Genomic DNA, 21,346 nt, shown 5'->3' with positions numbered 1-21,346 from the left:
CTTCTCGCTCCGCCGCCGGATGTCTTTATGAGAGGAAATGAGATGAACGACCTGACAAGCAAGTCCGCACTGATTACCGGAGCTTCCAGCGGCATTGGCGCAGCCACCGCGCGCATGCTGGCGAAGGCAGGCCTACGAGTTGCCATTGCCGCACGCCGCACCGAGCGGCTGGAGGCGCTGAAGCGGGAAATCCTCGACGACGGCGGTAATGCATTTGTCGTTCAAATGGATGTAAGCAGATTGTCGTCAGTCGAGAAGGGAGTCGACGAGGTCATGCGGGCCTTCGGTTCGATTGACATCCTGTTCAACAATGCTGGCGTCATGCCTATTTCGGACATTGATCAGTTGAGGATTACGGAGTGGAACGCCATGGTCGACATAAATCTGAAGGGAGTGTTGAACACGACGGCGGCAGTCCTTCCGATCATGATCCGGCAGCATTCAGGACACGTCCTCAACACATCTTCCATCGCGGGACGGAAAGTATTCGGGCCCGGCTACACCGTTTACTCCGCAACCAAATTCGCGGTCACCGCCTTCAGCGAAGGTCTCCGGATGGAAGTCGGAAAGAAGCACAATATTCGGGTTACGTGCATTCAGCCTGGTGCGGTCGCTACGGAACTGTCGGAGCAAACTAAAGATCCGGAAAAACGAAAAGAGCTTGACGACTATCAGTCTGTGGTCCGCTTTCTCGATCCAGACGATATCGCCAGTGCGATCCTGTACGCCATCCAAGCTCCACAGCACGTCAACGTGGCGGAGATGTTCTTACTTCCAATAGATCAGGCATGACACGTATGGCGCATGTCCGGCGATAATGGAGCAGTCAAACTATCCTGTATTCACAAAAGAATTAAAATCGCAGTCCGCTCTCATGGCGATGAGCGTCCGCAGATGATGACGTAAGTAGTCCGGACATGTGTGTCGCTCTAAAAGAAATGGCGCACCCGGCAGGATTCGAACCTGCGACCTTTGGAATCGGAATCCAACACTCTATCCAGCTGAGCTACGGGTGCATGCCTGAGGCGGGTTTGAATCGCCTGTCCGATGCGTGGTTCTTAGCCTAGCTTCTCGCCTGCATCAATCTCCAAAATTGAAAAGTGCGCCGTTCTTGCGAACGGCGCACGCATTCTTGTCACACCTGCATGGCGCCAGGGCCGGGGATGGCCTTGGGGGGCACCTTGCCGAGGATGATCATGCCGAGCACCTCGTCCTTGGTCACGTCCTCGGTGCGGGCGTGGCCCACCACCTGGCCGTTCTTCATCACCGAGACGCGGTCGGCGAGGTCGAAGACGTCGTGGATGTCGTGGCTGATCAGGAAGATGCCGATACCTTCCTTCTTCAACTGCTTGATCAGCTCGCCGACCTGCGCCGTCTCCTGCGGCCCAAGCGCTGCCGTCGGCTCGTCCATGATCAGGATGCGGGCGTTGAAGAGGATGGCGCGGGCGATCGCCACCGATTGCCGCTGGCCGCCCGAGAGCGCCTTCACCGGCTCCTTGAAGCGGCGGAAGTTGGGGTTGAGGCGGCCCATCACCTCGCGTGCAGAGGCCTCCATGGCGACGTCGTCGAGCGTGCCCCACTTGGTGCGGATCTCGCGGCCGAGATAGAGGTTGGCGGCGGCATCGACGTTATCGGCGACAGCGAGCGTCTGGTAGATCGTCTCGATGCCGTATTTCTTGGCGTCCCGCGGGTTCCTGATGTCGGCCGGTTCGCCGTCGATCAGGATTTCGCCGCTGTCGCGCTTGTAGGCGCCGGAGAGGATCTTGATCAGCGTCGACTTGCCGGCGCCGTTGTGGCCGAGCAGGGCCACGACTTCGCCGGGGTAGAGGTCGACGGAGGCATTGTCCACGGCGTGGATGCCGCCGAAGGAGATCGAGATGTTCTTCAGTTCGACGAGAGGAGTGTTCGGGGAAGTGCGTTGATCAGTCATATCCAGGCTCCTCTTACTTCGACCGCGAGCGATAGACGGTGTCGAGCCAGACGGCCACGACCAGAACCGCGCCCACGACGACATTCTGTATGGGGGTATCGACGTTCGCGAGACCCATGCCCGACTGCAGCGACTGCATGACGAGCGCGCCGAGCATGGCGCCGGCAATCGTGCCTGTGCCGCCGGCAAGCGATGTGCCGCCGATGACGGCCGCCGCGATGGTGTAGAGCTCGTAGGTCGTGCCTTGCGAGTTGGCGGCGGCGTTGAGGCGGGCGGTGGAGATCGCCGCGGCAACGGCGGCCAGGAAGCCCATGAGCGCGAAGATGCGGACGGTGACCCAGCGGGTCTTGATGCCGGCGAGCTCGGCGGCTTCAGGGTTGCCGCCGATCGCGAAGACGTAGCGTCCGAAGCGCAGGCGGGTGGCGATGAAGGTCATGACAATGCCGACCAGAATGGCGATCAGCACAGGCACGGCGATGCCGTAGGAGATGAAGAGCCCCGTTTCCGGCCAGGCGATGGCGTTGGCTTCGGCGTATTTCTTGGCGATCGCCACCGGCCAGTAATAGATCGTCGAGACCCAGATGGCGCCGAGCACCAGCGCGCAACCGAGGACAACAAGGAAATACTCGGCCCAGAGCGGCCGGCGCGGGAAGTTGAAGCGCTTGCGCTGGTGGCGCGAGCTGATGATGCCGACGATGATCAGGACGCAGGCGACCAGGCCGATGATCCAGCTCCATGTGGCGCCGACGGAGCCTTCGGCACCGCCGCCCATGATGCGGAAGGTGGTGTCGAGAGGAGCGACCGTCTGGCCCGATGTCACGTACCAGGCAAGGCCGCGCCAGGCGAGGAAACCGCCGAGCGTGACGATGAAGGAGGGGACACCGAGAAAGGCGATGATGACGCCCTGGAAGAGGCCGATCAGCGTTCCGGCGATCAGGCCCGCGATCAACGTGATCAGCCAGGTCCAGGAATTGTCGAAGCCGAGATATTGCGGTAGGAACTTCGCCTGGACAACGCCCATGATCATGGCCACGAGGCCGAGCATCGAGCCGATCGACAGGTCGATGTTGCGGGTGACGATGACGAGCACCATGCCGGTCGCGAGAACCGCGATCTCGGTGGTCTGGACCGAGAGGTTCCAGAGGTTGCGCGGCGTGAGAAACAGGCCGCCGGTGTAGAGATGAAAGCCGATCCAGATGACCAGCAGCGCCGCGACCATGCCGAGCAGGCGGGTGTCGATCTCGGTGGCGCGCAGGAAGCGCGTGAAAGCGTTACCCTCGGCCAAGCGCGGTTGGCTCGATGAGGATTGCGTGATGTTTGCCATGGGTTTGCCGTTTCCCCCATTGTTTGGGCCGTTTGGCGCGGGCGCCCGAAAGCCCTTGCCGAGGTGCCCTGTTCTTCAAATCGACCACCGAGACACTTCCGGAACGGCTGCGCGGGGTGCGGCACGTTGCGGCAGGGAATCAAAGCGTTCGCGGTGCGTTGCGAGGCGGGGAGCGCAACAGACGGGCTCCAGCCGCATCCGGCGCCGCGGCGAGATCGCCACGGCGCCGGTGTGTTGGTTCAGCTGGCGAGGATTAGTCGCAAGCCTTGACGCTGCCGGCCTTCACGCCCTGGCAAGCTTCAGCCTTCGTGATCCAGCCTGCGTCAATGACGACGTTCAGGTTGTCCTTGGTGATGGCCTGCGGCTTCAGGAAGATCGACTGCATCTTCACCTTCTTCGGACCGCCTTCGAAGGACGTTACGCCTTCGATCTTGTCCATGGTGGTGCCGCCGGCGAGGTCGAGTGCGATTTCAGCAGCGCGCTTGCCGAGTTCGCGCGAATCCTTCCAGACGGAAACCGTCTGCGTGCCGAGCGCGATGCGGTTCAGAGCTGCCTTGTCGGCATCCTGGCCGGACACCGGAACGGTGCCTGCCATGCCCTGTGCGTCGAGCGCAGCAACGGCGCCGCCGGCAGTGCCGTCGTTGGACGCAACAACGGCATCGACCTTGTTGTTGTTGGCGGTCAGGAATTGTTCCATGTTGCGCTGGGCGTTCTGCGGCAGCCAGCCGTCGGTGTAGGCTTCGCCGACGTTCTTGATCTTGCCCGCGTCAACGGCGGCCTTCAGGACTTCCATCTGGCCGGCGAACAGGAAGTCCGCGTTCGGGTCGGAAGAGGAGCCCTTGATGAAGACGTAGTTGCCCTCAGGCTTGACCTTGAAGACGCCTTCAGCCTGCAGGCGGCCGACTTCCTTGTTATCGAAGGTGATGTAGAAGGCAGCCGGGTTTTCGATCAGGCGGTCGTAGCCGACGACAGGAATGCCTTCGGCAGCAGCCTTTTCGATGGCAGGGCCGATCGCATCGGAATCCTGAGCGAGAACGATGAGGGCGTTGGCACCCTGCGAGATCAGCGATTCAACGTCGGTGAGCTGCTTTGCGGCAGAAGACTGCGCATCAGCGGAGATGTACTTGGCCCCCTTGGCTTCTAGCGCCTTCTTGATGGCGGCTTCGTCGGTCTTCCAACGCTCTTCCTGGAAGTTCGACCAGGAAACGCCGACGACGAGGTCGGCAGCCATTGCGGCGGTATGCACCGACACGAGGATGGCAGCGCCTGCCATCAGCTTCAAAACATACTTCATTATATCCTCCCGATAGAGTGCGGCCAGCCCCAGCCAGTGGTTCCTCCGGCCGCCGCGATTTGCTGTCGAGAAAAGCGTTTCATTATTTTCTCGACAGTCGAGAAATTTAGTGTCAGAGATTTTTTCAACTGTCAACACTGCACTATCGGCTTAATTTTCTGCGTGGGAAAGTTGCCGGAGATGGGGTGTGAACGAGGGGTGGAATGCACGCGGTAACAGGGCGGCCTTCATGCTGACCAAGTCGAGCACGGAACTGGTGCGGCAGCGCAACAGCGTGCTGGCGCTTGCGGCGCTGAGGCGTCACGGCGCGCTCTCGCATACCGAGATTTCCGATTTCACCGGGCTTTCATCCGCCACGATTTCCGCCATCACCGCCGATCTCGAAAAGGCCGGGGTGATCGAGAAATCCGAGCAGCAAGCGGCGAGCGGGCGCGGTCGGCCGCGCGTGCAGTTCCGCCAGCGGCGCGACTGCGGCTACCTGATCGTGGTGATCATCTCCTCGGATGGCGTGCAGTATTCGCTAGTGGATTACGCCGGCACGCTGATCGATCGCTTCAGCGAGGAGCGCTCGCACGATCCTCACGGCGCCGCGCGCTTCACCGAGGCGGTTCGCGACGGCCTGGAGCGGCTCCTCAGCCGTTCGCGCATCGTCCGCGACAAGGTGCTTTTGATCTCGATCAGCAGCAAGGGGCTGGTGCGCTCCGACGAGGCGGTGCTGGTGTGGTCGCCGATCTTCGGAAACGACCAGATCGATTTCGAGGCGGCACTTCGTCCGGACTGGCAGGCGCGGATCGTGCTCGACAACGAGACGCTGCTGGTGGCGGCGGCACTCGATGCGCGGGAGGAAGGCGGGAGCGGCGAGGGGCCTCGATCGCTCGCGGCGCTGTCGCTCGGCCACAGCATCGGTCTCGGGGTCGTCCGGCGCAGCGGAGCGGGCGAGCGGGAGATCGCGGCGCCGAATTTCGGGCACATGCTGCACATGCCGAACGGCGGGCTCTGTCGCTGCGGCAGCCGCGGCTGCATCGAGGCCTATGCCGGCTTCTATGCGATCCTGCGCATGGCCTTCGAAGTGCCCGACGATACGATCCCCGCGAAGTTCGTGCCGGTCAGCGAACTGGACAAGATCGCGCAACGGGCGCGGCAGGGGCATCGGATGTCAGCCTTCGCCTTTCGGCACGCCGGCATCGTGCTCGGGAACGGGCTTTCGCGGCTGCTCAGCCTCACCGCGCGCATGCCGGTGACGATAACGGGGCCGGGCACACGCTATTTCGATCTGCTGCGGCCGGGTATCGAGGAGGGGCTCGCGCAATCGCATCTGGTACGGATGGAAGGCATGCCGGAACTGCGCGTTGTCCTCGACGAGCCCATGCTGGTTTTCGAGGGACACTTGAACCGGGCGCTCTCCGTCATCGACGGCGATATTGTCGCGGCGGGGCTGGGCTGAGCGGTGCCGGCACTACGGCAGCGCCGGCGCCCTGCGTCGGGTGAGCGTCCTGCCTATCTTCTGGCCCTGCATCTCGATGAATCTGTGGCCGATCGCCGACAGCGCGTAGGTGATCGGGATGGTGATCGCCACGGACAGCAGAAACCGCCTAAAATCGCTGATATCGTGGCCATAGGCGTGGATCAGGTAGGCGATGGCGGGCTGCATGATCAGCAGGTGGATCAGATAGACGCCGAAGGAGAGTTCGCCGAGCTCATGGCAGAAGCGGTTGCCCATAACATCCGACAGTCGGTTCATGAGGCCGGCGAAAGGGCGCGGCAGGTGGGCGTGGAAGATCAGGGCGAAGAAGGCGATGACGAGCAGCAGTCGGACGATCTCGCGCATCAGCGTCATGCCGCCGCCGATCGGGATGACGACGAAGGCGAGCGCGAGGGCGAAATGGGCAAGCGCACGGCCACGGCTGGCATTGAGCGCGCCGGCAAGCAGCATGCCGGCCGCGAAGACGTGCAGCTTCAGGGGCAGGAAGGCGGGCATCGGGAAGTTGATGCCGGCGGCGCGGATCGCCGATGCGAAGGCGACGCCCGCAAGTACGAAGCCGATCGTGCCCTTCAGCCATCCGAGCCGGCGAGAGATCAACATCAGGAAGGGAAACGCGGCGTAGAACTGCATTTCCAGGCTGATGCTCCAGTCCGGCAGCGGCGTGCGGAAGGCATGCGCCGGCGACAGGCCGAAGAGGAAGCTCAGATGAAGCATGATGTTCTTCAGGCTGGCGTCGAGATAGCGTTCCGGCAGCTGCGGCGTAACGCCAAGGAAATGGTCGATCGTCATGCGGCTCTGGAAGACGATCGGGCCGAGCGCGACGGCGACCGCCAGCATCACATAGTAAAGCGGCGCGATGCGGAAGAACCGCCGCGTCCAGAAGCTCGACCAGGTCGTGACATCGGTCCAAGGTTTCTTGTTCTCGCGCAGCTGATAGTGAAACACCATCAGGAAGCCGGAGAGCATGATGAAGAGATCGACGCCGAGATCGGGATCCCCGATCAGCGGCAGGTGCCATCCTGTGAGCAGCATGGCGTGACCGATCAACACCCATAATGCGGCGATGCCGCGCAACCCGTCGAGACTGCCGATACGGCCAGAAGAGCTCGATACATCCGCCATGGTGTGGTTCCCATATCGTCGAGGTGGCCATTGATGGCCGATCCGATCGGGAAATCCAACCCTCATTTCCGCATGGCTGACCGGCGCAGGATCGATCCCGGTGCCAAGATTGCTAATATATGAGGCGTCGCAGGGTTTCTCGCGGCCCCGTGCCGGCCGTTCACTTTTTGCGAATGCGCAAACGAGAGATGGCCGGGCAGGGGCCCGGCCATCTCGCAGTTGGCTTTCGGTCGGGAGAGGGCCGTCAGCCGATCTTGATCAGTTTGCCTTCCTTCACCGACTGCACGGCGGCGTCGGCCAGAACCAGCGCGGCAAGGCCATCGGCGCCCGATGGTGTGATTGTCGCGCCCTTTTCGATGGCGGCGATGAAGCTTGCGATTTCGTTGGCGTAGGCTTCGGTGTAGCGAGTCATGAAGAAGTCGTGCAGCGCCGGGCGGGTGTAGCCTTCGCCATTGGCGACCTCGATCGAGACAGCGCGCTGGTTTTCGGCGGACACCATGCCGCTCGAGCCATGCACTTCGATGCGCTGGTCGTAGCCGTAGGTGGCACGGCGGGAATTGGAGATGATCGCCTGCTTGCCGGACTTGGTCTGCAGGATGACGGAGACGCTGTCGTAATCGCCGGCTTCCCCGATCGCCTTGTCGACGAGAACGGCGGCTGTTGCCGTGACCGCGACCGGCTCCTCGCCGAGCAGGAAGCGGGCCATGTCGAAATCGTGGATCGTCATGTCGCGGAAGATGCCGCCGGAGCGCCTGATGTAATCGACCGGCGGGGCACCCGGGTCGCGCGAGGTGATCGTCACCATCTCGACGTCGCCGATGCGGCCGTCGTCGATCGCCTTGCGCACGGCCATGAAATGGGGGTCGAAGCGGCGGTTGAAGCCGACCATCAATTTGCCCTTGGTCTCCTCCACGACCTTGATGCAGGCCTTGACGCGCTCAACGGAGAGATCGACGGGCTTTTCGCAGAAGATCGCCTTGCCGGCGCGGGCGAAGCGCTCGATCAGGTCCGCATGAGTGTCCGTCGGCGTGCAGATCACGACGGCGTCGATGTCCTTGGCCGCCTCGATCGCTTCGATGGTGCGGACTTCGCAGCCATAGGCGGATGCGATCGCGTCGGCTGCCTGCGGGAATGCGTCGGCGACCGCGACGAGCTTGGCGTTGGCGTCGGCGCTGACCGCCTTCGCGTGAACCTTGCCGATGCGCCCCGCGCCGAGAAGACCAAATCTGACTGTCATGCGTACCTCCCTAGGATTCGGAACAAATAAACCGAATTCATAACATTGTGGAATTTTCATTCCATCTTATCCTGATGACGTCAAGCCCGTCGCCCTTTCACATTTTCACATTTCATCCTAAAGACACCGAACAAAATTACGCGTGGGAGTGACATGCAACTGATCGATCCGAACCATCCGGCCTACCGCCCGCTCTGGGTCCGCATTCTGATTGTCGGCGTCTGCCTCGGCTGGTCCGTGCTCGAATTCACGAAAGGCGATCCCTTCTGGGGCGTGCTCTCCTGCGGCGCCGGCGTCTATGCCGCCTACATGCTGTTCTGGAACTACAAGCCGCTCGACCCTTCAGCCTTGCCGGAAACGGCAGTAGAGGATGACGCGAACGATGCGGCGGACGAGGCCGGCAAGCCCAAGCCGAAAGATTGATCAGCGGTTGACGCGACGGATCGCGGCGTCGATCAGCAGGTTCGCCGTCATCATTCGTTGCGTGGCATTGTCGCGGAAGGGCACGGCGACGCTGTCGGGGTGGTTGGACTTCGCGAAGAGGCGTCGCTTTTCGCCGAGGCTCTGGATCGTATCGCTCGGCGAGATGGCGAGTTCGGCGGCGATTTCCTGCGGCGAGAGGCGCAGCAGGTGTTCCGGCATGATCGGTTCGGGTTCCGGCTCGGGCGGCGCCCCCGGTTTGGTATCATCCTCAGGCAAATCCGGCTCGAGATTGTCGACATAGGCCCGGTCCGGACGCGCCGCCGCGACCGATACCCCTTCCATCACATCGAAAGCCAGGCCGGTGTTGAAGCCGTGCACGCGGGGTGCCGCCGGTTGGTCTTCGTCCGCCAGTTCGTCCTCGTCCGCCTTCAGGCGGTCGAGCACGGACTGGAATAGTGATTGACCGAACAGCATCTGGCCTCCTCTTTCGGTGGCGTATTACGTCAGGCCAAGATGGTGCGGGGCTTGTCAGCCGAGCTTGCGGCTTTCGGCCAGCACCATGTCATAGAGCAGCCGCGCACTTGGGGGCATCTCGCGTTCCCTCGCGGTGATGAGACTATAGGGCCGCACATTGATGTCGAAATCGATCGGCAGGATCCGGACATCGGCCGCTTTCGACTGCTGAGTCGCCAGGAACTGCGCGACGTCGATGGCGATCGGGGCGATGGCGTCGGTCTGGCAGATGATGGCGCAGGTCAACAGCAGGGAGGATGTGTTGACGATGTTTTCAGGCAGCCGCACGCCTTCGGTGAGGAAGAGATCCTCGATCGTGCGCCTGAGAAGCGTGCCGGGCGGCTGGAACACCCAGTCGTAGCCGGGAAGGTCAACCATGCTGGCAACGCCCTTCTCAAGAAGTGGATGGCCGCTGCGTACGATCAGGCAGGCGCGCTCGACGCCGATTTCCTGCACTTCGAAAAGCCGCGGGTTGAGGTCGTCGGGTATGCGGCTGATGATGAAGTCGTGGCGGGCGGCGAGAAGCTCGCGGGCGAGCACGTTGCTGGTCTCCACCTGGATGTTCACCTCGATACCGGGATAGGTGCCGCGCACTTCCTTGATGGCCGGAACGACCAGGCTCATGGCCGGCGCGGTGACGGCGCCGACGAACACCGAGCCGCCCTTTCCGGTCTTCAGTTCGCCGATTTCCCGGTTCGCCTCCCGGAGTTCCAGGAGGATCTTGCGCGCACGTCTTGCGAGTGCCGTGCCGAAGGTCGTGAGCGCCACACCACGGGCGATGCGCTCATAGAGCGGAGTCTTCATGATCGACTCCATTTCCGACAGCATTCTCGATGCTGCGGGCTGTGAAATGTTCAAAGCCTCGGCAGCCGCGGAAATCTGTCCGCTATCTTCGATTGCGACGATCATGCGCAGGTGATTCAGCTTGAGTCCCGCCCGCAGAAGGCCGTCATCACCAAAAATGTCAGTATGTATATCCACGTTCGCTAATGCCACATGCCCTGAATTGAACTCCATGGTTGCAGCCTCCTCACTGCGCTCCATCAAAAGTAATACTTTTTAACGATATACCAAATTTGTTATGCCCTTTGCCAGTTATTCTATTTGACAGATATAGGAATCCATACCAGTTTGCCGCCGTGTGCTGGTTGGCACTCAACACGTGTGAGAGCGTGGAGGAGACCTACTTCGTTTCTCGCTAGCTGAAGTATTATCCAATACGAAACCTGCCACAGTTTCGGGGCGGGCGACTTGTCGTCCGTCGTTCTATTAACAAGGGAGAGAGAAATGAAATCCATTATCTCATTGATGGCTGCGGCCGCTTTTGGTGTCGCTTCGTTTGTCATGCCTGCCATGGCGCAGGACAAGGGCCTCGTAGGTATCGCGATGCCGACCAAGTCTTCGGCTCGCTGGATCGACGACGGCAACAACATCGTCAAGCAGCTCGAAGCCGCCGGTTACCAGACCGATCTGCAGTATGCCGACGACGATATTCCGAACCAGCTGTCGCAGATCGAGAACATGGTCACCAAGGGTGCGAAGGTTCTCGTCATCGCTTCGATCGACGGCACCACGCTGTCCGACGTGTTGCAGAAGGCTGCCGACGCAGGCATCAAGGTCATCGCCTATGACCGCCTGATCCGTGATTCCGGCAACGTCAGCTACTACGCCACCTTCGACAACTTCCAGGTCGGCGTTCTTCAGGCCGGCACCATTGTCGACAAGCTCGGCCTCAAGGACGGCAAGGGCCCGTTCAACATCGAGCTCTTCGGCGGTTCGCCTGACGACAACAACGCCTTCTTCTTCTACGATGGCGCGATGTCCGTCCTGCAGCCCTACATCGACAGCGGCAAGCTCGTCGTGAAGTCCGGCCAGACCGGCATGGACAAGGTCGGCACGCTGCGTTGGGACCCGGCAACGGCCCAGGCTCGCATGGACAACCTGCTGTCGGCTAACTACACCGACGCCAAGGTCGATGCCGTTCTGTCGCCTTACGACGGTCTGTCCATCGGCATCATTTCCTCGCTCAAGGGCGTAGGCTATGGTTCCGGCGATCAGCCGCTCCCGGTCGTATCCGGCCAGGACTCGGAAGTTCCTTCCGTCAAGTCGATCATCGCAGGCGAGCAGTATTCCACGATCTTCAAGGATACCCGCGAACTGGCGAAGGTTACCGTTGCCATGGTTGATGCCGTCATGTCCGGCAAGGAGCCTGAAGTCAACGACACCAAGACCTACGACAACGGCGTGAAGGTCGTTCCGTCCTACCTGCTGAAGCCGGTTGCCGTCACCAAGGACAACTACAAGACCGTCCTTATCGACAGCGGCTACTACACCGAAGACCAGCTGAAGTAATCAGACGACCGCCGGAACCCGTGCATTTGCGCGGGTTCCGGTTTCCGATTCTTAGAACGCCTGGCCGATTTTCCGGCCGTGGCGCTGGATTATGATCATGGAAAATACACTCCTCGAAATGCGGAACATCACCAAGACGTTCCCGGGCGTAAAGGCGCTCGAGAATGTGAACCTCAAGGTTCGTCAGGGTGAAATCCACGCAGTTGTGGGGGAAAACGGGGCCGGCAAGTCGACCCTGATGAAGGTTCTTTCCGGTGTCTACCCCGCGGGCACCTATGAAGGGGAGATCTTCTACGACGGCAACGTTCGCAACTTCAAAGTCCTGAAGGACTCCGAAGAGATCGGCATCGTCATCATTCACCAGGAACTGGCGCTCGTACCGCTGCTCTCGATCGGGGAAAACATCTTCCTCGGCAACGAGAATGCGAAGAGCGGCGTCATCAGCTGGGAAACCACCTTCAACCGTACGAAGCAGCTGCTTGCCAAGGTAGGCCTGCGCGAATCTCCCAACACCCTCGTGACCGATATCGGCGTCGGCAAGCAGCAGCTCGTGGAAATCGCCAAGGCGCTGTCCAAGAGCGTCAAGCTGCTCATTCTCGACGAGCCGACGGCTTCGCTCAACGAAAGCGATTCCGATGCACTGCTCAACCTCCTCATCGAGTTCCGCAAGCAGGGCATCACGTCGATCATCATCTCCCACAAGCTAAACGAAATCCGCAAGGTCGCCGACCAGATCACGGTCCTGCGCGACGGGATGACGGTCAAGACGATGGACTGTCACAAGGAAGAGATCAGCGAGGACACCATCATTCGCAACATGGTGGGCCGCGATCTCGAGGACCGCTATCCGCCGCGCTCGGTGCCGATCGGCGAGACTATCTTCGAAGTGAAGAACTGGAACGCGTTCCATCAGCAGCATCGGGATCGCCAGGTCCTGCACGACATCAACATCAACGTCCGCAAGGGCGAGGTCGTCGGCATCGCCGGCCTGATGGGGGCAGGGCGCACGGAATTCGCGATGAGCGTGTTCGGCAAGGCCTATGGCCACAAGATATCGGGCGAGGTCTATGTGGACGGCAAGCAGGCCGACACCAGCACCGTCCGCAAGGCGATCGATGCCGGTCTTGCCTATGTTACCGAAGACCGCAAGCATCTCGGTCTCGTGCTGGCCGACAACATCATGCACAACACCTCGCTTGCCAACCTGGCCGGCATTTCGAATGGCACCGTCATCGACGGGATCAAGGAAAGCAAGGTCGCTACCGACTACCGGTCGAAGCTGCGTATCCGCTCTTCCGGCATCTACCAGGAGACCGTGAACCTGTCGGGCGGAAACCAGCAGAAGGTGGTTCTGTCCAAGTGGCTCTTCTCGGATCCCGACGTGCTGATCCTCGACGAGCCGACCCGCGGGATCGACGTGGGTGCAAAATATGAAATCTATACTATCATCAACCAGCTTGCTGCCGATGGAAAAGGCGTTCTGATGATCTCGTCGGAAATGCCGGAACTGCTTGGCAACTGCGACCGCATCTATGTGATGAACGAAGGTCGCATCGTCGCTGAACTGCCGAAGGGCGAAGCGAGCCAAGAAACCATCATGCGCGCCATCATGCGCTCTGGGGAGAAGAAACAATGACTCCTGTCAACCCGACCAGTCACGAGGAAAGCAACGTCGTTTCCGTCGTCGATTACATCCGCGGCAACATCCGGGAATACGGCATGCTGATCGCGCTCGTCGCGATCATGGTATTCTTCCAGTTCTACACTGGCGGTATCCTGTTCAAGCCGGTCAACCTGACGAACCTCGTCCTGCAGAACTCGTTCATCGTCATCATGGCGCTCGGCATGCTGCTCGTCATCGTGGCAGGACATATCGATCTATCGGTCGGTTCCATCGTCGCCTTCGTCGGCGCGCTGGCGGCTATCTTTACCGTATCCTGGGGCATGAACTTCTGGCTCGCGGCGCTGCTCTGCCTCGTCGTCGGCGGCCTTATCGGTGCGGCGCAAGGTTATTTCATCGCCTATCACCGCATCCCGTCCTTCATCGTGACGCTGGCCGGCATGCTGGTGTTCCGCGGCCTGACGCTCACCGTTCTCGGCGGCAAGAACATCGGTCCGTTCCCGAAGGAATTCCAGGTCATCTCCACGGGCTTCCTGCCTGGCGATATGGTCGATATCTTCGGCGTGCCGACGCAGCTTACCTCGCTGGTGCTTGCCGTCATCCTGCCGGTTATCCTGTTCTACCTCGCCTGGCGCCGCCGCAAGGTGAACGAGAGCCACGGCATCGATGTCGAGCCGATGGGCTTCTTCATCGCGCAGAACGTCATCGTTTCGCTGGCGATCGTCGCCCTCGGCTACCTGCTGTCGACCTATCGCGGCCTGCCGAACGTACTCGTCGTCATGCTGGTGCTGATCGCGGCCTATGCCTTCGTCACGCGCCGCACGACGATCGGCCGCCGCATCTACGCCATGGGCGGTAACGAGAAGGCAACGAAGCTTTCCGGCATCAACACCGAACGCCTCAGCTTCTTCACCTTCGTCAACATGGGCGTTCTGGCTGGTCTCGCCGGCATGATCGTGGCGCTGCGCCTGAACTCGGCAACGCCGAAGGCCGGCGTCGGCTTCGAGCTCGACGTCATCGCGGCCTGCTTCATCGGCGGTGCCTCGGCATCCGGCGGCGTTGGCAAGATCACCGGTGCCGTCATCGGCGCGTTCATCATGGGCGTCATGAACAACGGCATGTCGATCGTCGGCCTTGGCATCGACTTCCAGCAGATGGTCAAGGGTCTCGTGCTGCTCGCAGCCGTGTTCTTCGACGTCTACAACAAGAACAAGGGCTAAGCGCTTCGGCGCTGCCCACCTATTCGTAGTGACATGAATTCGCGGTGAAATGAACTTGCACATCCGGCTCCCGCGGGAGCCGGAATGGCGAAGCACATTCCGCGCAATCGAAAGAAGGATGAAGGCCGTGCTTATTTCGCAGATCAAGGGTTCGAACGGAGAGATCGTCGTCGCCGTACGCGAGCCGGGCGGTGCCGCGAAAGCCGTCAACGACGCAGGCAGCGTCTATGCGCTCGCCATGGAAGCAGCGAACGCCGGCAAGTCGCTGGTATCGGTCATCGAAGCGCATGGGCTCGGCGATGCTGTCGATCTCGAAAAAGCTTATGCCGAAGGCCGCTTCCTGGCACCGATGACGCATCCTGATGCCGCTCACCTGCACCTGACTGGCACGGGCCTGACGCATCTCGGCTCCGCCGCGACGCGTGACAGCATGCACAAGAAGACCTCCGAGGCCGCCGAAGAAACGCTGACGGACTCGATGAAGATGTTCAAGATGGGTCTTGAGAACGGCAAGCCGAAATCAGGCGAAAAGGGTGTTCAGCCCGAGTGGTTCTACAAAGGCAACGGCTACGGCGCGGTTGCTCCGGGTGCAGCACTCGTCTCCCCGTCGTTTGCGCTCGACGGTGGCGAAGAGCCCGAGATGGCCGGCATCTACGTGATCGCAAAGGACGGCACGCCGTTCCGCATCGGTTTCGCGCTGTCGAACGAGTTCTCCGACCACGTCACGGAGCGCCAGAACTATCTCTACCTCGCGCATTCCAAGCTGCGTCCGGCAAGCTTCGGCCCGGAGATCCGCATCGGTGCGGCGCCTGAGGATATCCGCGGTACCTCGCGCATCAAGCGCGGCGATCAGGTGATCTTCGAGAAGCCCTTCCTCTCGGGCGAGGCGAACATGTCGCACACCTTCGCGAATCTCGAATACCACCACTTCAAGTATGGCCTGTTTCGTGTGCCCGGCGACGTTCACGTGCATATGTTCGGTACCGCGACGCTGTCGTTCGCCGAAGGCATCAAGACGGAAGAAGGCGACGTCTTCGAAATCGAGGTTGCTGACTTCGGCCTGCCGCTGCGCAACCCGCTGAAGATCGACGCCGAAGAAGAGATCGTCGTCAAGCAGCTCTGAAATTCCGGTGGCCCGGCGGCATCAACGACCGGGCCATTTTCACAAGCGTTAGAGGAGGCAACCCATGACCATTTATCAGAACCTGATCGGCGGCGAATGGGTCGGCGCCAACGCGACGAAGAATATCAATCCGTCAGATACGAACGAAGTCGTCGGCCTTTATGCCGATGGTTCCGCCGAGGACACCAGGAACGCCATCGCGGCCGCCAAGGCCGCCTTTCCGGCCTGGTCGCGCTCCGGCATCTGGGAGCGCCACGTCATCCTGAAGAAGGCCGGCGACGAGATCATGGCGCGCAAGGACGAGCTCGGTGCTCTGCTTGCCCGCGAGGAGGGCAAGACGCTGCCCGAAGCGATCGGCGAGACCATCCGCGCCAGCCAGATCTTCGAATTCTTCGCAGGCGAAGCGCTGCGCCTTGCCGGCGAAACCATTCCTTCCGTTCGCCCCAATATCGGCGTCGAGATCACCCGAGACCCGCTCGGCGTCATCGGCATCATCACGCCGTGGAATTTCCCGATCGCCATTCCGGCCTGGAAGATCGCGCCGGCGCTCTGTTACGGCAACACCATCGTCTTCAAGCCGGCGGAACTGGTTCCGGCCTGCTCCTGGGCGATCGTCGATATCCTGAACCGCGCCGGCTTGCCGAAGGGTGTGTTGAACCTCGTCATGGGCAAGGGCTCGGTCGTCGGCCAGGCCATGCTCGACAGCCCCGATGTCGCGGGCATCACTTTTACCGGTTCGACCGGCACCGGCAAGCGCGTTGCCGCTGCCTCGATCGAGCATAACCGCAAGTTCCAGCTGGAAATGGGTGGTAAGAACCCGATGGTGGTTCTCGACGATGCCGACCTCAACGTCGCCGTCGAGGCCGCCGCCAATTCCGGCTTCTTCTCGACCGGCCAGCGCTGCACGGCCTCGTCGCGCCTGATCGTGACCGAAGGCATTCACGACAAGTTCGTGGCGGCGCTGACGGCCAAGCTCGAGACGCTTGTCGTCGACAACGCCCTGAAATCAGGGACGCATATCGGCCCTGTCGTCGACGAGCGGCAGCTGAAGACCGACACCGATTATATCGAGATCGGCAAAAAGGAAGGCGCGAAGCTCGCCTTCGGCGGTGAGCTGATCACGCGCGACACGCCCGGCTTCTATCTGCAGCCGACGCTGTTTACCGAAGCGACCAACCAGATGCGTATTTCCCGCGAAGAGATCTTCGGTCCCGTCGTCTCGGTCATCCGCGTCAAGGATTACGAAGAGGCGCTGGCGACGGCCAACGACACGCCGTTCGGCCTGTCTTCCGGCATCGCGACGACAAGCCTCAAGCATGCGACGCATTTCAAGCGCAACGCCGAAGCCGGCATGGTGATGGTCAATCTGCCGACGGCAGGGGTTGATTTCCACGTTCCGTTCGGCGGCCGCAAGGGCTCCTCCTATGGCCCGCGCGAGCAGGGCAAGTACGCCGCGGAATTCTACACAACGGTCAAGACCAGCTACACGCTGGCCTGACGGACAACTGGTGATCCGGGTCGTCGCGAGGACGTCCGACATCCCCCAAAAAGGCAAAGAGAAAATGTTCAAGAAAGCGGAATGGCCGCGTAAGCTTCGATCGCAGGAATGGTACGGCGGCACCAGCCGCGACGTCATCTATCACCGCGGCTGGATGAAGAACCAGGGTTACCCGCACGACCTGTTCGACGGACGCCCGGTCATCGGCATCCTCAACACCTGGTCGGACATGACGCCGTGCAACGGCCATCTGCGCGAACTGGCGGAGAAGGTGAAGGCCGGCATCTGGGAGGCCGGCGGCTTCCCCATGGAGGTTCCGGTATTCTCGGCATCCGAAAACACCTTCCGCCCGACGGCAATGATGTACCGCAACCTTGCGGCGCTTTCGATCGAGGAAACCATCCGCGGCCAGCCGATGGACGGCTGTGTGCTGATGGTCGGCTGCGACAAGACCACGCCGTCGCTTCTGATGGCCGCCGCCTCCGTTGACCTTCCGTCGATCGTCGTCACTGGCGGCCCGATGCTGAACGGCTACTTCCGTGGCGAGCGCGTCGGCTCCGGCACGCACCTGTGGAAGTTCTCTGAAATGGTCAAGGCCGGCGAGATGACGCAGGAGGAGTTCCTCGAAGCCGAGGCATCGATGAGCCGTTCGTCGGGCACCTGCAACACCATGGGCACCGCGTCCACCATGGCGTCGATGGCCGAAGCGCTCGGTATGGCTCTCTCGGGCAATGCCGCGATCCCTGGTGTCGATAGCCGCCGCAAGGTCATGGCTCAGCTCACCGGCCGCCGCATCGTGCAGATGGTCAAGGACGACCTGAAGCCATCCGACATCATGACCAAGCAGGCCTTCGAGAACGCCATCCGCACCAACGCGGCGATCGGCGGTTCGACCAATGCCGTCATCCATCTGCTCGCCATGGCGGGCCGCGTCGGCATCGACCTGACGCTCGACGACTGGGACCGTTGCGGCCGCGATGTGCCGACCATCGTCAACCTGATGCCATCGGGCAAATACCTCATGGAAGAGTTCTTCTATGCCGGCGGCCTGCCTGTCGTCATCAAGCGCCTCGGCGAGGCCGGCCTGCTGCACAAGGATGCGCTGACTGTTTCGGGCGAAACCATGTGGGACGAGGTCAAGGACGTCGTCAACTGGAACGAGGACGTCATCCTGCCGGCCGAAAAGGCGCTGACGCAGTCGGGCGGCATCGTCGTCGTGCGCGGCAACCTGGCGCCGAAGGGCGCGGTCCTGAAGCCGTCGGCCGCTTCGCCGCATCTGCTCACGCATCGCGGCCGCGCCGTGGTGTTCGAGGACATCGACGACTACAAGGCGAAGATCAACGACGACAATCTCGACATCGACGAGACCTGCGTCATGGTCATGAAGAACTGTGGTCCGAAGGGTTATCCTGGCATGGCCGAAGTCGGCAACATGGGTCTTCCGCCCAAGGTGCTGAAGAAGGGTATCACCGACATGGTGCGCATCTCCGATGCCCGCATGTCCGGCACCGCCTATGGGACCGTCGTGCTGCACACCTCGCCGGAAGCCGCCGTCGGCGGTCCGCTCGCCGTCATCAAGAACGGCGACATGATCGAGCTCGACGTCCCGAACCGCCGCCTGCATGTCGATATTTCGGACGAAGAGATGGCGCGCCGTCTGGCCGAGTGGAAGCCGCAGCACGAGCTGCCGACCTCGGGCTATGCGTTCCTGCACCAGCAGCACGTCGAAGGTGCCGACACCGGCGCCGACCTCGACTTCCTCAAGGGCTGCCGCGGCAGCGCTGTCGGCAAGGACAGCCACTAAGCGATCGCTTTCGATCGCGTGAATTGCCGGGGAGGCGGGGCGAAAGCTCCGCCTTTTCGATTTTGATGAGCAGTCGAGGCGATGACCGCCAATGACTATTGGGAACTGCCCCAAAGCAGGCCGGTGGCCCATTCGATGCGCACCGTTTCAGCGACGTTATCCCACGACGGCATTAGATGCGCCTTGCTTCTATTTTCGCGAAGAAGCAGTTCATGCAGAGTTGGCCTCTCGCTCGCAGGCAATCTCACCTGGATCAAAGCTGCCGAAAGCAATTCCTCGCTCTCGAAGCTCGGCCACTGGCCGTCGAACAAGGTGTCCAGATGCGGACCCTGGTCGAAAGCCAGGAACAAGCCGCTTTGCGCTCTGATGTTGGCATTCCCGATATTGGGCGCCATCTTCAGCCGATAATTGGTGGTCTTCCCGCTCGGCACCTTCTCGATCTCAAGGGCCCATACGCAGAGATCGGTGGGAAGCTCGGGATCATCGACGGCGAAGAACGCGGATGTCAGCGGATCGTCGGACCAGTCCAGGAGCTGTGTCGGCACGCCATGATGTTGAGCGAGCGCGAGGAGCGAAAGATCGATGAAGGGAACATCCTGCCTCGGCGATGCGATGAGGCTGTTTTCCACCTGCCACGGGATCTCCAAGCCGACGCTCCGGCCAAGCGACGCAAACTGGATCGCTGCCTCGGCAAGCGTGAAGCGCCAAAGCCTCGCCATATCGGAATGGGTGACCTCTCCGGCGGTCTTGCTTCCGGTCAGGGACCATCGTACCGCCCGGTAGAGCGCCTCGACCTCCGGGTTGGCGCCGAATGGCCTCCAACCCTTCGGCTGCAGCTTCCAGGAAGCGTCCGCGTGCCCGCGAAAGACGTGAGACTGCCGTCCGGTGACGGGGTTCCACCATCGCTCTGACGATGGCCGGAGGAAATCGAGAAACGCCTGAGCGGAATTGTGCTCCACAAGCTGCATGAAGTCGGCCCCCTCGATCAGCTGGCAGTGAACGCAATGCATATTAGATTGCGCTTGGTGATCAGGCAATGCCACGGCGAGCCGCCGAGGATTGTCGGATTCCGGCATTTGCATTCGTCTTAAAAGGCGAGGGCGAACAGCATCCCCCCGCGAACCCGAAAGGACAGGCCATGACCCAGTACCTCGTTGCGATCCATCATCCTGATGACTATGACCCCGCCGTCTCGGAGGACGCGGCGATGGGGCAGGATATCGACGCGTTGAACGACGAGATGAAGGCCGCTGGCATCAGGGTCTTCGTCGGCGGGCTTCAGCCGCCGCAGCGCGCGGTGGCGCTTGTCGTGCAGGCCGATGGCGACGTTCGGGCGAGCGATGGGCCTTATCTGAAGACCCCGGAGCATGTCGGCGGGTTCTGGGTGCTCGATGTCGCCGATCGAGAGGCGGCGCTCGCCTGGGGACGCAAGGCGGCCGTGGCCTGCCGGGCACCGGTGGAGGTGCGGCCGTTTCATTGAAGCGGGCGGGCGTTCCGTCAGTTCGCCTTTTGTGATGCCGGCTTGGGCCTGATGCGTCCTTTGGCTTGGTCGAGTTCGAACGCGTTGGTGTTGCGAACGAGATCGCTCAACGTCTTGGAGCCGTAGGCTTTGTAATCGAAATTCGGCGACAGACTGACAATCTGGCTGCCGACGCCGCAGAGAGCCACCCAGCCATCATCGCTCTTCATTTCGGTAATAGCCTTCAGGATGATTGGCGTCGCCGTCTTCGGCGATTGTGGCACCGGCTTCGACTGCGTAGTATCGGCCAGGTTCGAAGGGGAGGGCTGATGCAGGTTTTCGGCGTGGGTGAACCGCCGGCAGGCCTTCTGAAAACTCTCGGCCGCCTTCTTGTTGCCGAAGCCGAAGACATCAAGCCCCTGTTCGCGGATGCGCAACGCAAGCCGGGTGAAGTCGCTGTCCGAAGACACCAAGCAGAAGCCGTCGAAGCGGCCGCTATGCAGCAGGTCCATCGCGTCGATGACGAGCGTTATGTCCGTGGCGTTCTTGCCGGTGGTATAGGCGAATTGCTGCTGCGGGATGATGGCGTGGCGCGTGAGCACGTCGGTCCAACCCTTCAAGCGCTCGTCGGCGAAATTGCCATAGATGCGGCGCACGCTCGCTTCGCCGATTTTGGCGATTTCCTCGAACAGCCTATCGGCGATCTTCGCTGGCGTGTTGTCGGCATCGATCAGTACGGCAAGGCGTGGCGGGCGAATGTCCGGCATGCATTATACCCCTCATTTGCGAAAGACCCTGACAAGCATGAGTGAGACACGGCAAAGCTGCAATCACCGCGATGATTTTATGGTTTAGAAATCACGTATAAACGGTACCCTGACGGCGCTGCCGATCACCGCAGTTTTCTTGTCTCGTCTCATTTCCGTGGTGGAACGAAAGCGGC

General features: G+C 61.3%; 19 protein-coding genes and 1 tRNA gene. 10 read left to right on the top strand and 10 right to left on the bottom strand.

The window, feature by feature from the left end; genetic code table 11:
• Window positions 1-42 precede the first annotated feature (42 nt).
• Window positions 43-792 (top strand): SDR family oxidoreductase, encoded by a 750-nt coding sequence (locus tag QTL95_RS24095; protein ID WP_289722395.1) that lies wholly within the window; start codon window positions 43-45, stop codon window positions 790-792.
• Between the two features lie 147 nt (window positions 793-939).
• Here the strand turns inward: QTL95_RS24095 and QTL95_RS24090 are convergent.
• The 4 genes from QTL95_RS24090 to xylF form a co-directional block, all read right to left on the bottom strand.
• Window positions 940-1,016: transfer RNA gene (locus tag QTL95_RS24090), tRNA-Arg, on the bottom strand.
• A gap of 119 nt (window positions 1,017-1,135) precedes the next feature.
• On the bottom strand, window positions 1,136-1,930 hold the full coding sequence (locus tag QTL95_RS24085) for an ATP-binding cassette domain-containing protein (RefSeq protein ID WP_037186511.1): 795 nt from the start codon (window positions 1,928-1,930) through the stop codon (window positions 1,136-1,138).
• 13 nt (window positions 1,931-1,943) lie between these two features.
• Window positions 1,944-3,254 carry a sugar ABC transporter permease gene (locus QTL95_RS24080; protein ID WP_289722394.1) on the bottom strand — a complete coding sequence of 437 codons (1,311 nt, stop codon included), beginning with the start codon at window positions 3,252-3,254 and terminating at the stop codon, window positions 1,944-1,946.
• 253 nt (window positions 3,255-3,507) lie between these two features.
• Complete coding sequence (gene xylF / locus QTL95_RS24075) at window positions 3,508-4,548, bottom strand: D-xylose ABC transporter substrate-binding protein (RefSeq protein WP_037186515.1); 1,041 nt, start codon at window positions 4,546-4,548, stop codon at window positions 3,508-3,510.
• A 229-nt stretch (window positions 4,549-4,777) separates the two neighbouring features.
• On the opposite strand from xylF, the gene QTL95_RS24070 reads away from it, so the two are divergent.
• Window positions 4,778-5,992, top strand: coding sequence for an ROK family transcriptional regulator (locus tag QTL95_RS24070; protein ID WP_289722462.1), 1,215 nt, complete (start codon window positions 4,778-4,780; stop codon window positions 5,990-5,992).
• A gap of 12 nt (window positions 5,993-6,004) precedes the next feature.
• Here QTL95_RS24070 and QTL95_RS24065 read toward each other — a convergent pair whose 3' ends face one another.
• Window positions 6,005-7,153: an acyltransferase family protein gene (locus QTL95_RS24065; RefSeq protein ID WP_289722393.1), complete on the bottom strand. Its 1,149-nt coding sequence runs from the start codon at window positions 7,151-7,153 to the stop codon at window positions 6,005-6,007.
• Between the two features lie 244 nt (window positions 7,154-7,397).
• Window positions 7,398-8,390, bottom strand: coding sequence for an inositol 2-dehydrogenase (gene iolG / locus QTL95_RS24060; RefSeq protein ID WP_289722392.1), 993 nt, complete (start codon window positions 8,388-8,390; stop codon window positions 7,398-7,400).
• A 153-nt stretch (window positions 8,391-8,543) separates the two neighbouring features.
• On the opposite strand from iolG, the gene QTL95_RS24055 reads away from it, so the two are divergent.
• Window positions 8,544-8,813 carry a hypothetical protein gene (locus tag QTL95_RS24055; RefSeq protein ID WP_289722391.1) on the top strand — a complete coding sequence of 90 codons (270 nt, stop codon included), beginning with the start codon at window positions 8,544-8,546 and terminating at the stop codon, window positions 8,811-8,813.
• On the opposite strand, the gene QTL95_RS24050 is transcribed toward QTL95_RS24055, so the two are convergent.
• The gene (locus tag QTL95_RS24050) at window positions 8,814-9,287 is read right to left on the bottom strand and encodes a hypothetical protein (RefSeq protein WP_289722390.1); all 474 of its coding nucleotides are present in this window, start codon (window positions 9,285-9,287) and stop codon (window positions 8,814-8,816) included.
• Window positions 9,288-9,341: 54 nt separating this feature from the next.
• Window positions 9,342-10,370, bottom strand: a complete 1,029-nt coding sequence (locus tag QTL95_RS24045; RefSeq protein WP_289722389.1) for a LysR family transcriptional regulator — start codon at window positions 10,368-10,370, stop codon at window positions 9,342-9,344.
• A 243-nt stretch (window positions 10,371-10,613) separates the two neighbouring features.
• Here QTL95_RS24045 and chvE point away from each other — a divergent pair, with 243 nt between their 5' ends.
• From chvE to araD, 6 genes are all read left to right on the top strand, one after another.
• The gene (gene chvE / locus QTL95_RS24040) at window positions 10,614-11,678 is read left to right on the top strand and encodes a multiple monosaccharide ABC transporter substrate-binding protein (protein WP_289722388.1); all 1,065 of its coding nucleotides are present in this window, start codon (window positions 10,614-10,616) and stop codon (window positions 11,676-11,678) included.
• Window positions 11,679-11,775: 97 nt separating this feature from the next.
• Window positions 11,776-13,314 carry a multiple monosaccharide ABC transporter ATP-binding protein gene (gene mmsA / locus QTL95_RS24035; protein ID WP_289722387.1) on the top strand — a complete coding sequence of 513 codons (1,539 nt, stop codon included), beginning with the start codon at window positions 11,776-11,778 and terminating at the stop codon, window positions 13,312-13,314.
• Window positions 13,311-14,519, top strand: coding sequence for a multiple monosaccharide ABC transporter permease (gene mmsB, locus QTL95_RS24030; protein ID WP_289722386.1), 1,209 nt, complete (start codon window positions 13,311-13,313; stop codon window positions 14,517-14,519). The genes mmsA and mmsB overlap by 4 nt, the downstream gene beginning before the upstream one ends.
• Before the next feature lie 127 nt (window positions 14,520-14,646).
• The gene (gene araD1 / locus QTL95_RS24025) at window positions 14,647-15,642 is read left to right on the top strand and encodes an AraD1 family protein (protein WP_289722385.1); all 996 of its coding nucleotides are present in this window, start codon (window positions 14,647-14,649) and stop codon (window positions 15,640-15,642) included.
• 64 nt (window positions 15,643-15,706) lie between these two features.
• Complete coding sequence (locus tag QTL95_RS24020; protein WP_289722384.1) at window positions 15,707-17,140, top strand: aldehyde dehydrogenase family protein; 1,434 nt, start codon at window positions 15,707-15,709, stop codon at window positions 17,138-17,140.
• A gap of 64 nt (window positions 17,141-17,204) precedes the next feature.
• Window positions 17,205-18,944: an L-arabinonate dehydratase gene (araD, locus tag QTL95_RS24015; RefSeq protein ID WP_289722383.1), complete on the top strand. Its 1,740-nt coding sequence runs from the start codon at window positions 17,205-17,207 to the stop codon at window positions 18,942-18,944.
• 95 nt (window positions 18,945-19,039) lie between these two features.
• Here the strand turns inward: araD and QTL95_RS24010 are convergent, their stop codons facing one another.
• Window positions 19,040-19,912 (bottom strand): FRG domain-containing protein, encoded by an 873-nt coding sequence (locus QTL95_RS24010; protein ID WP_289722382.1) that lies wholly within the window; start codon window positions 19,910-19,912, stop codon window positions 19,040-19,042.
• Window positions 19,913-20,082: 170 nt separating this feature from the next.
• Between QTL95_RS24010 and QTL95_RS24005 the strand changes: the two genes are divergently transcribed.
• Window positions 20,083-20,424, top strand: coding sequence for a YciI family protein (locus tag QTL95_RS24005; RefSeq protein ID WP_289722381.1), 342 nt, complete (start codon window positions 20,083-20,085; stop codon window positions 20,422-20,424).
• A 17-nt stretch (window positions 20,425-20,441) separates the two neighbouring features.
• Here the strand turns inward: QTL95_RS24005 and QTL95_RS24000 are convergent, their stop codons facing one another.
• Window positions 20,442-21,170: an NYN domain-containing protein gene (locus QTL95_RS24000; protein WP_289722380.1), complete on the bottom strand. Its 729-nt coding sequence runs from the start codon at window positions 21,168-21,170 to the stop codon at window positions 20,442-20,444.
• Between the last annotated feature and the right edge of the window lie 176 nt (window positions 21,171-21,346).

Source organism: Rhizobium sp. S152 (assembly GCF_030380735.1).
Classification (GTDB): domain Bacteria; phylum Pseudomonadota; class Alphaproteobacteria; order Rhizobiales; family Rhizobiaceae; genus Rhizobium.
This window is presented reverse-complemented; position numbering and strand designations above follow the sequence as displayed.

Coding starts and splice junctions, on each gene's coding strand:
- QTL95_RS24000 (WP_289722380.1), bottom strand. CDS start 21,170: ATGCCGGACATTCGCCCGCCACGCCTTGCCGTACTGATCGATGCCGAC.
- QTL95_RS24045 (WP_289722389.1), bottom strand. CDS start 10,370: ATGGAGCGCAGTGAGGAGGCTGCAACCATGGAGTTCAATTCAGGGCAT.
- iolG (WP_289722392.1), bottom strand. CDS start 8,390: ATGACAGTCAGATTTGGTCTTCTCGGCGCGGGGCGCATCGGCAAGGTT.
- QTL95_RS24085 (WP_037186511.1), bottom strand. CDS start 1,930: ATGACTGATCAACGCACTTCCCCGAACACTCCTCTCGTCGAACTGAAG.
- mmsA (WP_289722387.1), top strand. CDS start 11,776: ATGGAAAATACACTCCTCGAAATGCGGAACATCACCAAGACGTTCCCG.
- QTL95_RS24005 (WP_289722381.1), top strand. CDS start 20,083: ATGACCCAGTACCTCGTTGCGATCCATCATCCTGATGACTATGACCCC.
- QTL95_RS24020 (WP_289722384.1), top strand. CDS start 15,707: ATGACCATTTATCAGAACCTGATCGGCGGCGAATGGGTCGGCGCCAAC.
- QTL95_RS24070 (WP_289722462.1), top strand. CDS start 4,778: ATGCTGACCAAGTCGAGCACGGAACTGGTGCGGCAGCGCAACAGCGTG.
- QTL95_RS24080 (WP_289722394.1), bottom strand. CDS start 3,254: ATGGCAAACATCACGCAATCCTCATCGAGCCAACCGCGCTTGGCCGAG.
- xylF (WP_037186515.1), bottom strand. CDS start 4,548: ATGAAGTATGTTTTGAAGCTGATGGCAGGCGCTGCCATCCTCGTGTCG.
- mmsB (WP_289722386.1), top strand. CDS start 13,311: ATGACTCCTGTCAACCCGACCAGTCACGAGGAAAGCAACGTCGTTTCC.
- QTL95_RS24065 (WP_289722393.1), bottom strand. CDS start 7,153: ATGGCGGATGTATCGAGCTCTTCTGGCCGTATCGGCAGTCTCGACGGG.
- araD (WP_289722383.1), top strand. CDS start 17,205: ATGTTCAAGAAAGCGGAATGGCCGCGTAAGCTTCGATCGCAGGAATGG.
- chvE (WP_289722388.1), top strand. CDS start 10,614: ATGAAATCCATTATCTCATTGATGGCTGCGGCCGCTTTTGGTGTCGCT.
- QTL95_RS24010 (WP_289722382.1), bottom strand. CDS start 19,912: ATGCAGCTTGTGGAGCACAATTCCGCTCAGGCGTTTCTCGATTTCCTC.
- QTL95_RS24095 (WP_289722395.1), top strand. CDS start 43: ATGAACGACCTGACAAGCAAGTCCGCACTGATTACCGGAGCTTCCAGC.
- QTL95_RS24050 (WP_289722390.1), bottom strand. CDS start 9,287: ATGCTGTTCGGTCAATCACTATTCCAGTCCGTGCTCGACCGCCTGAAG.
- QTL95_RS24055 (WP_289722391.1), top strand. CDS start 8,544: ATGCAACTGATCGATCCGAACCATCCGGCCTACCGCCCGCTCTGGGTC.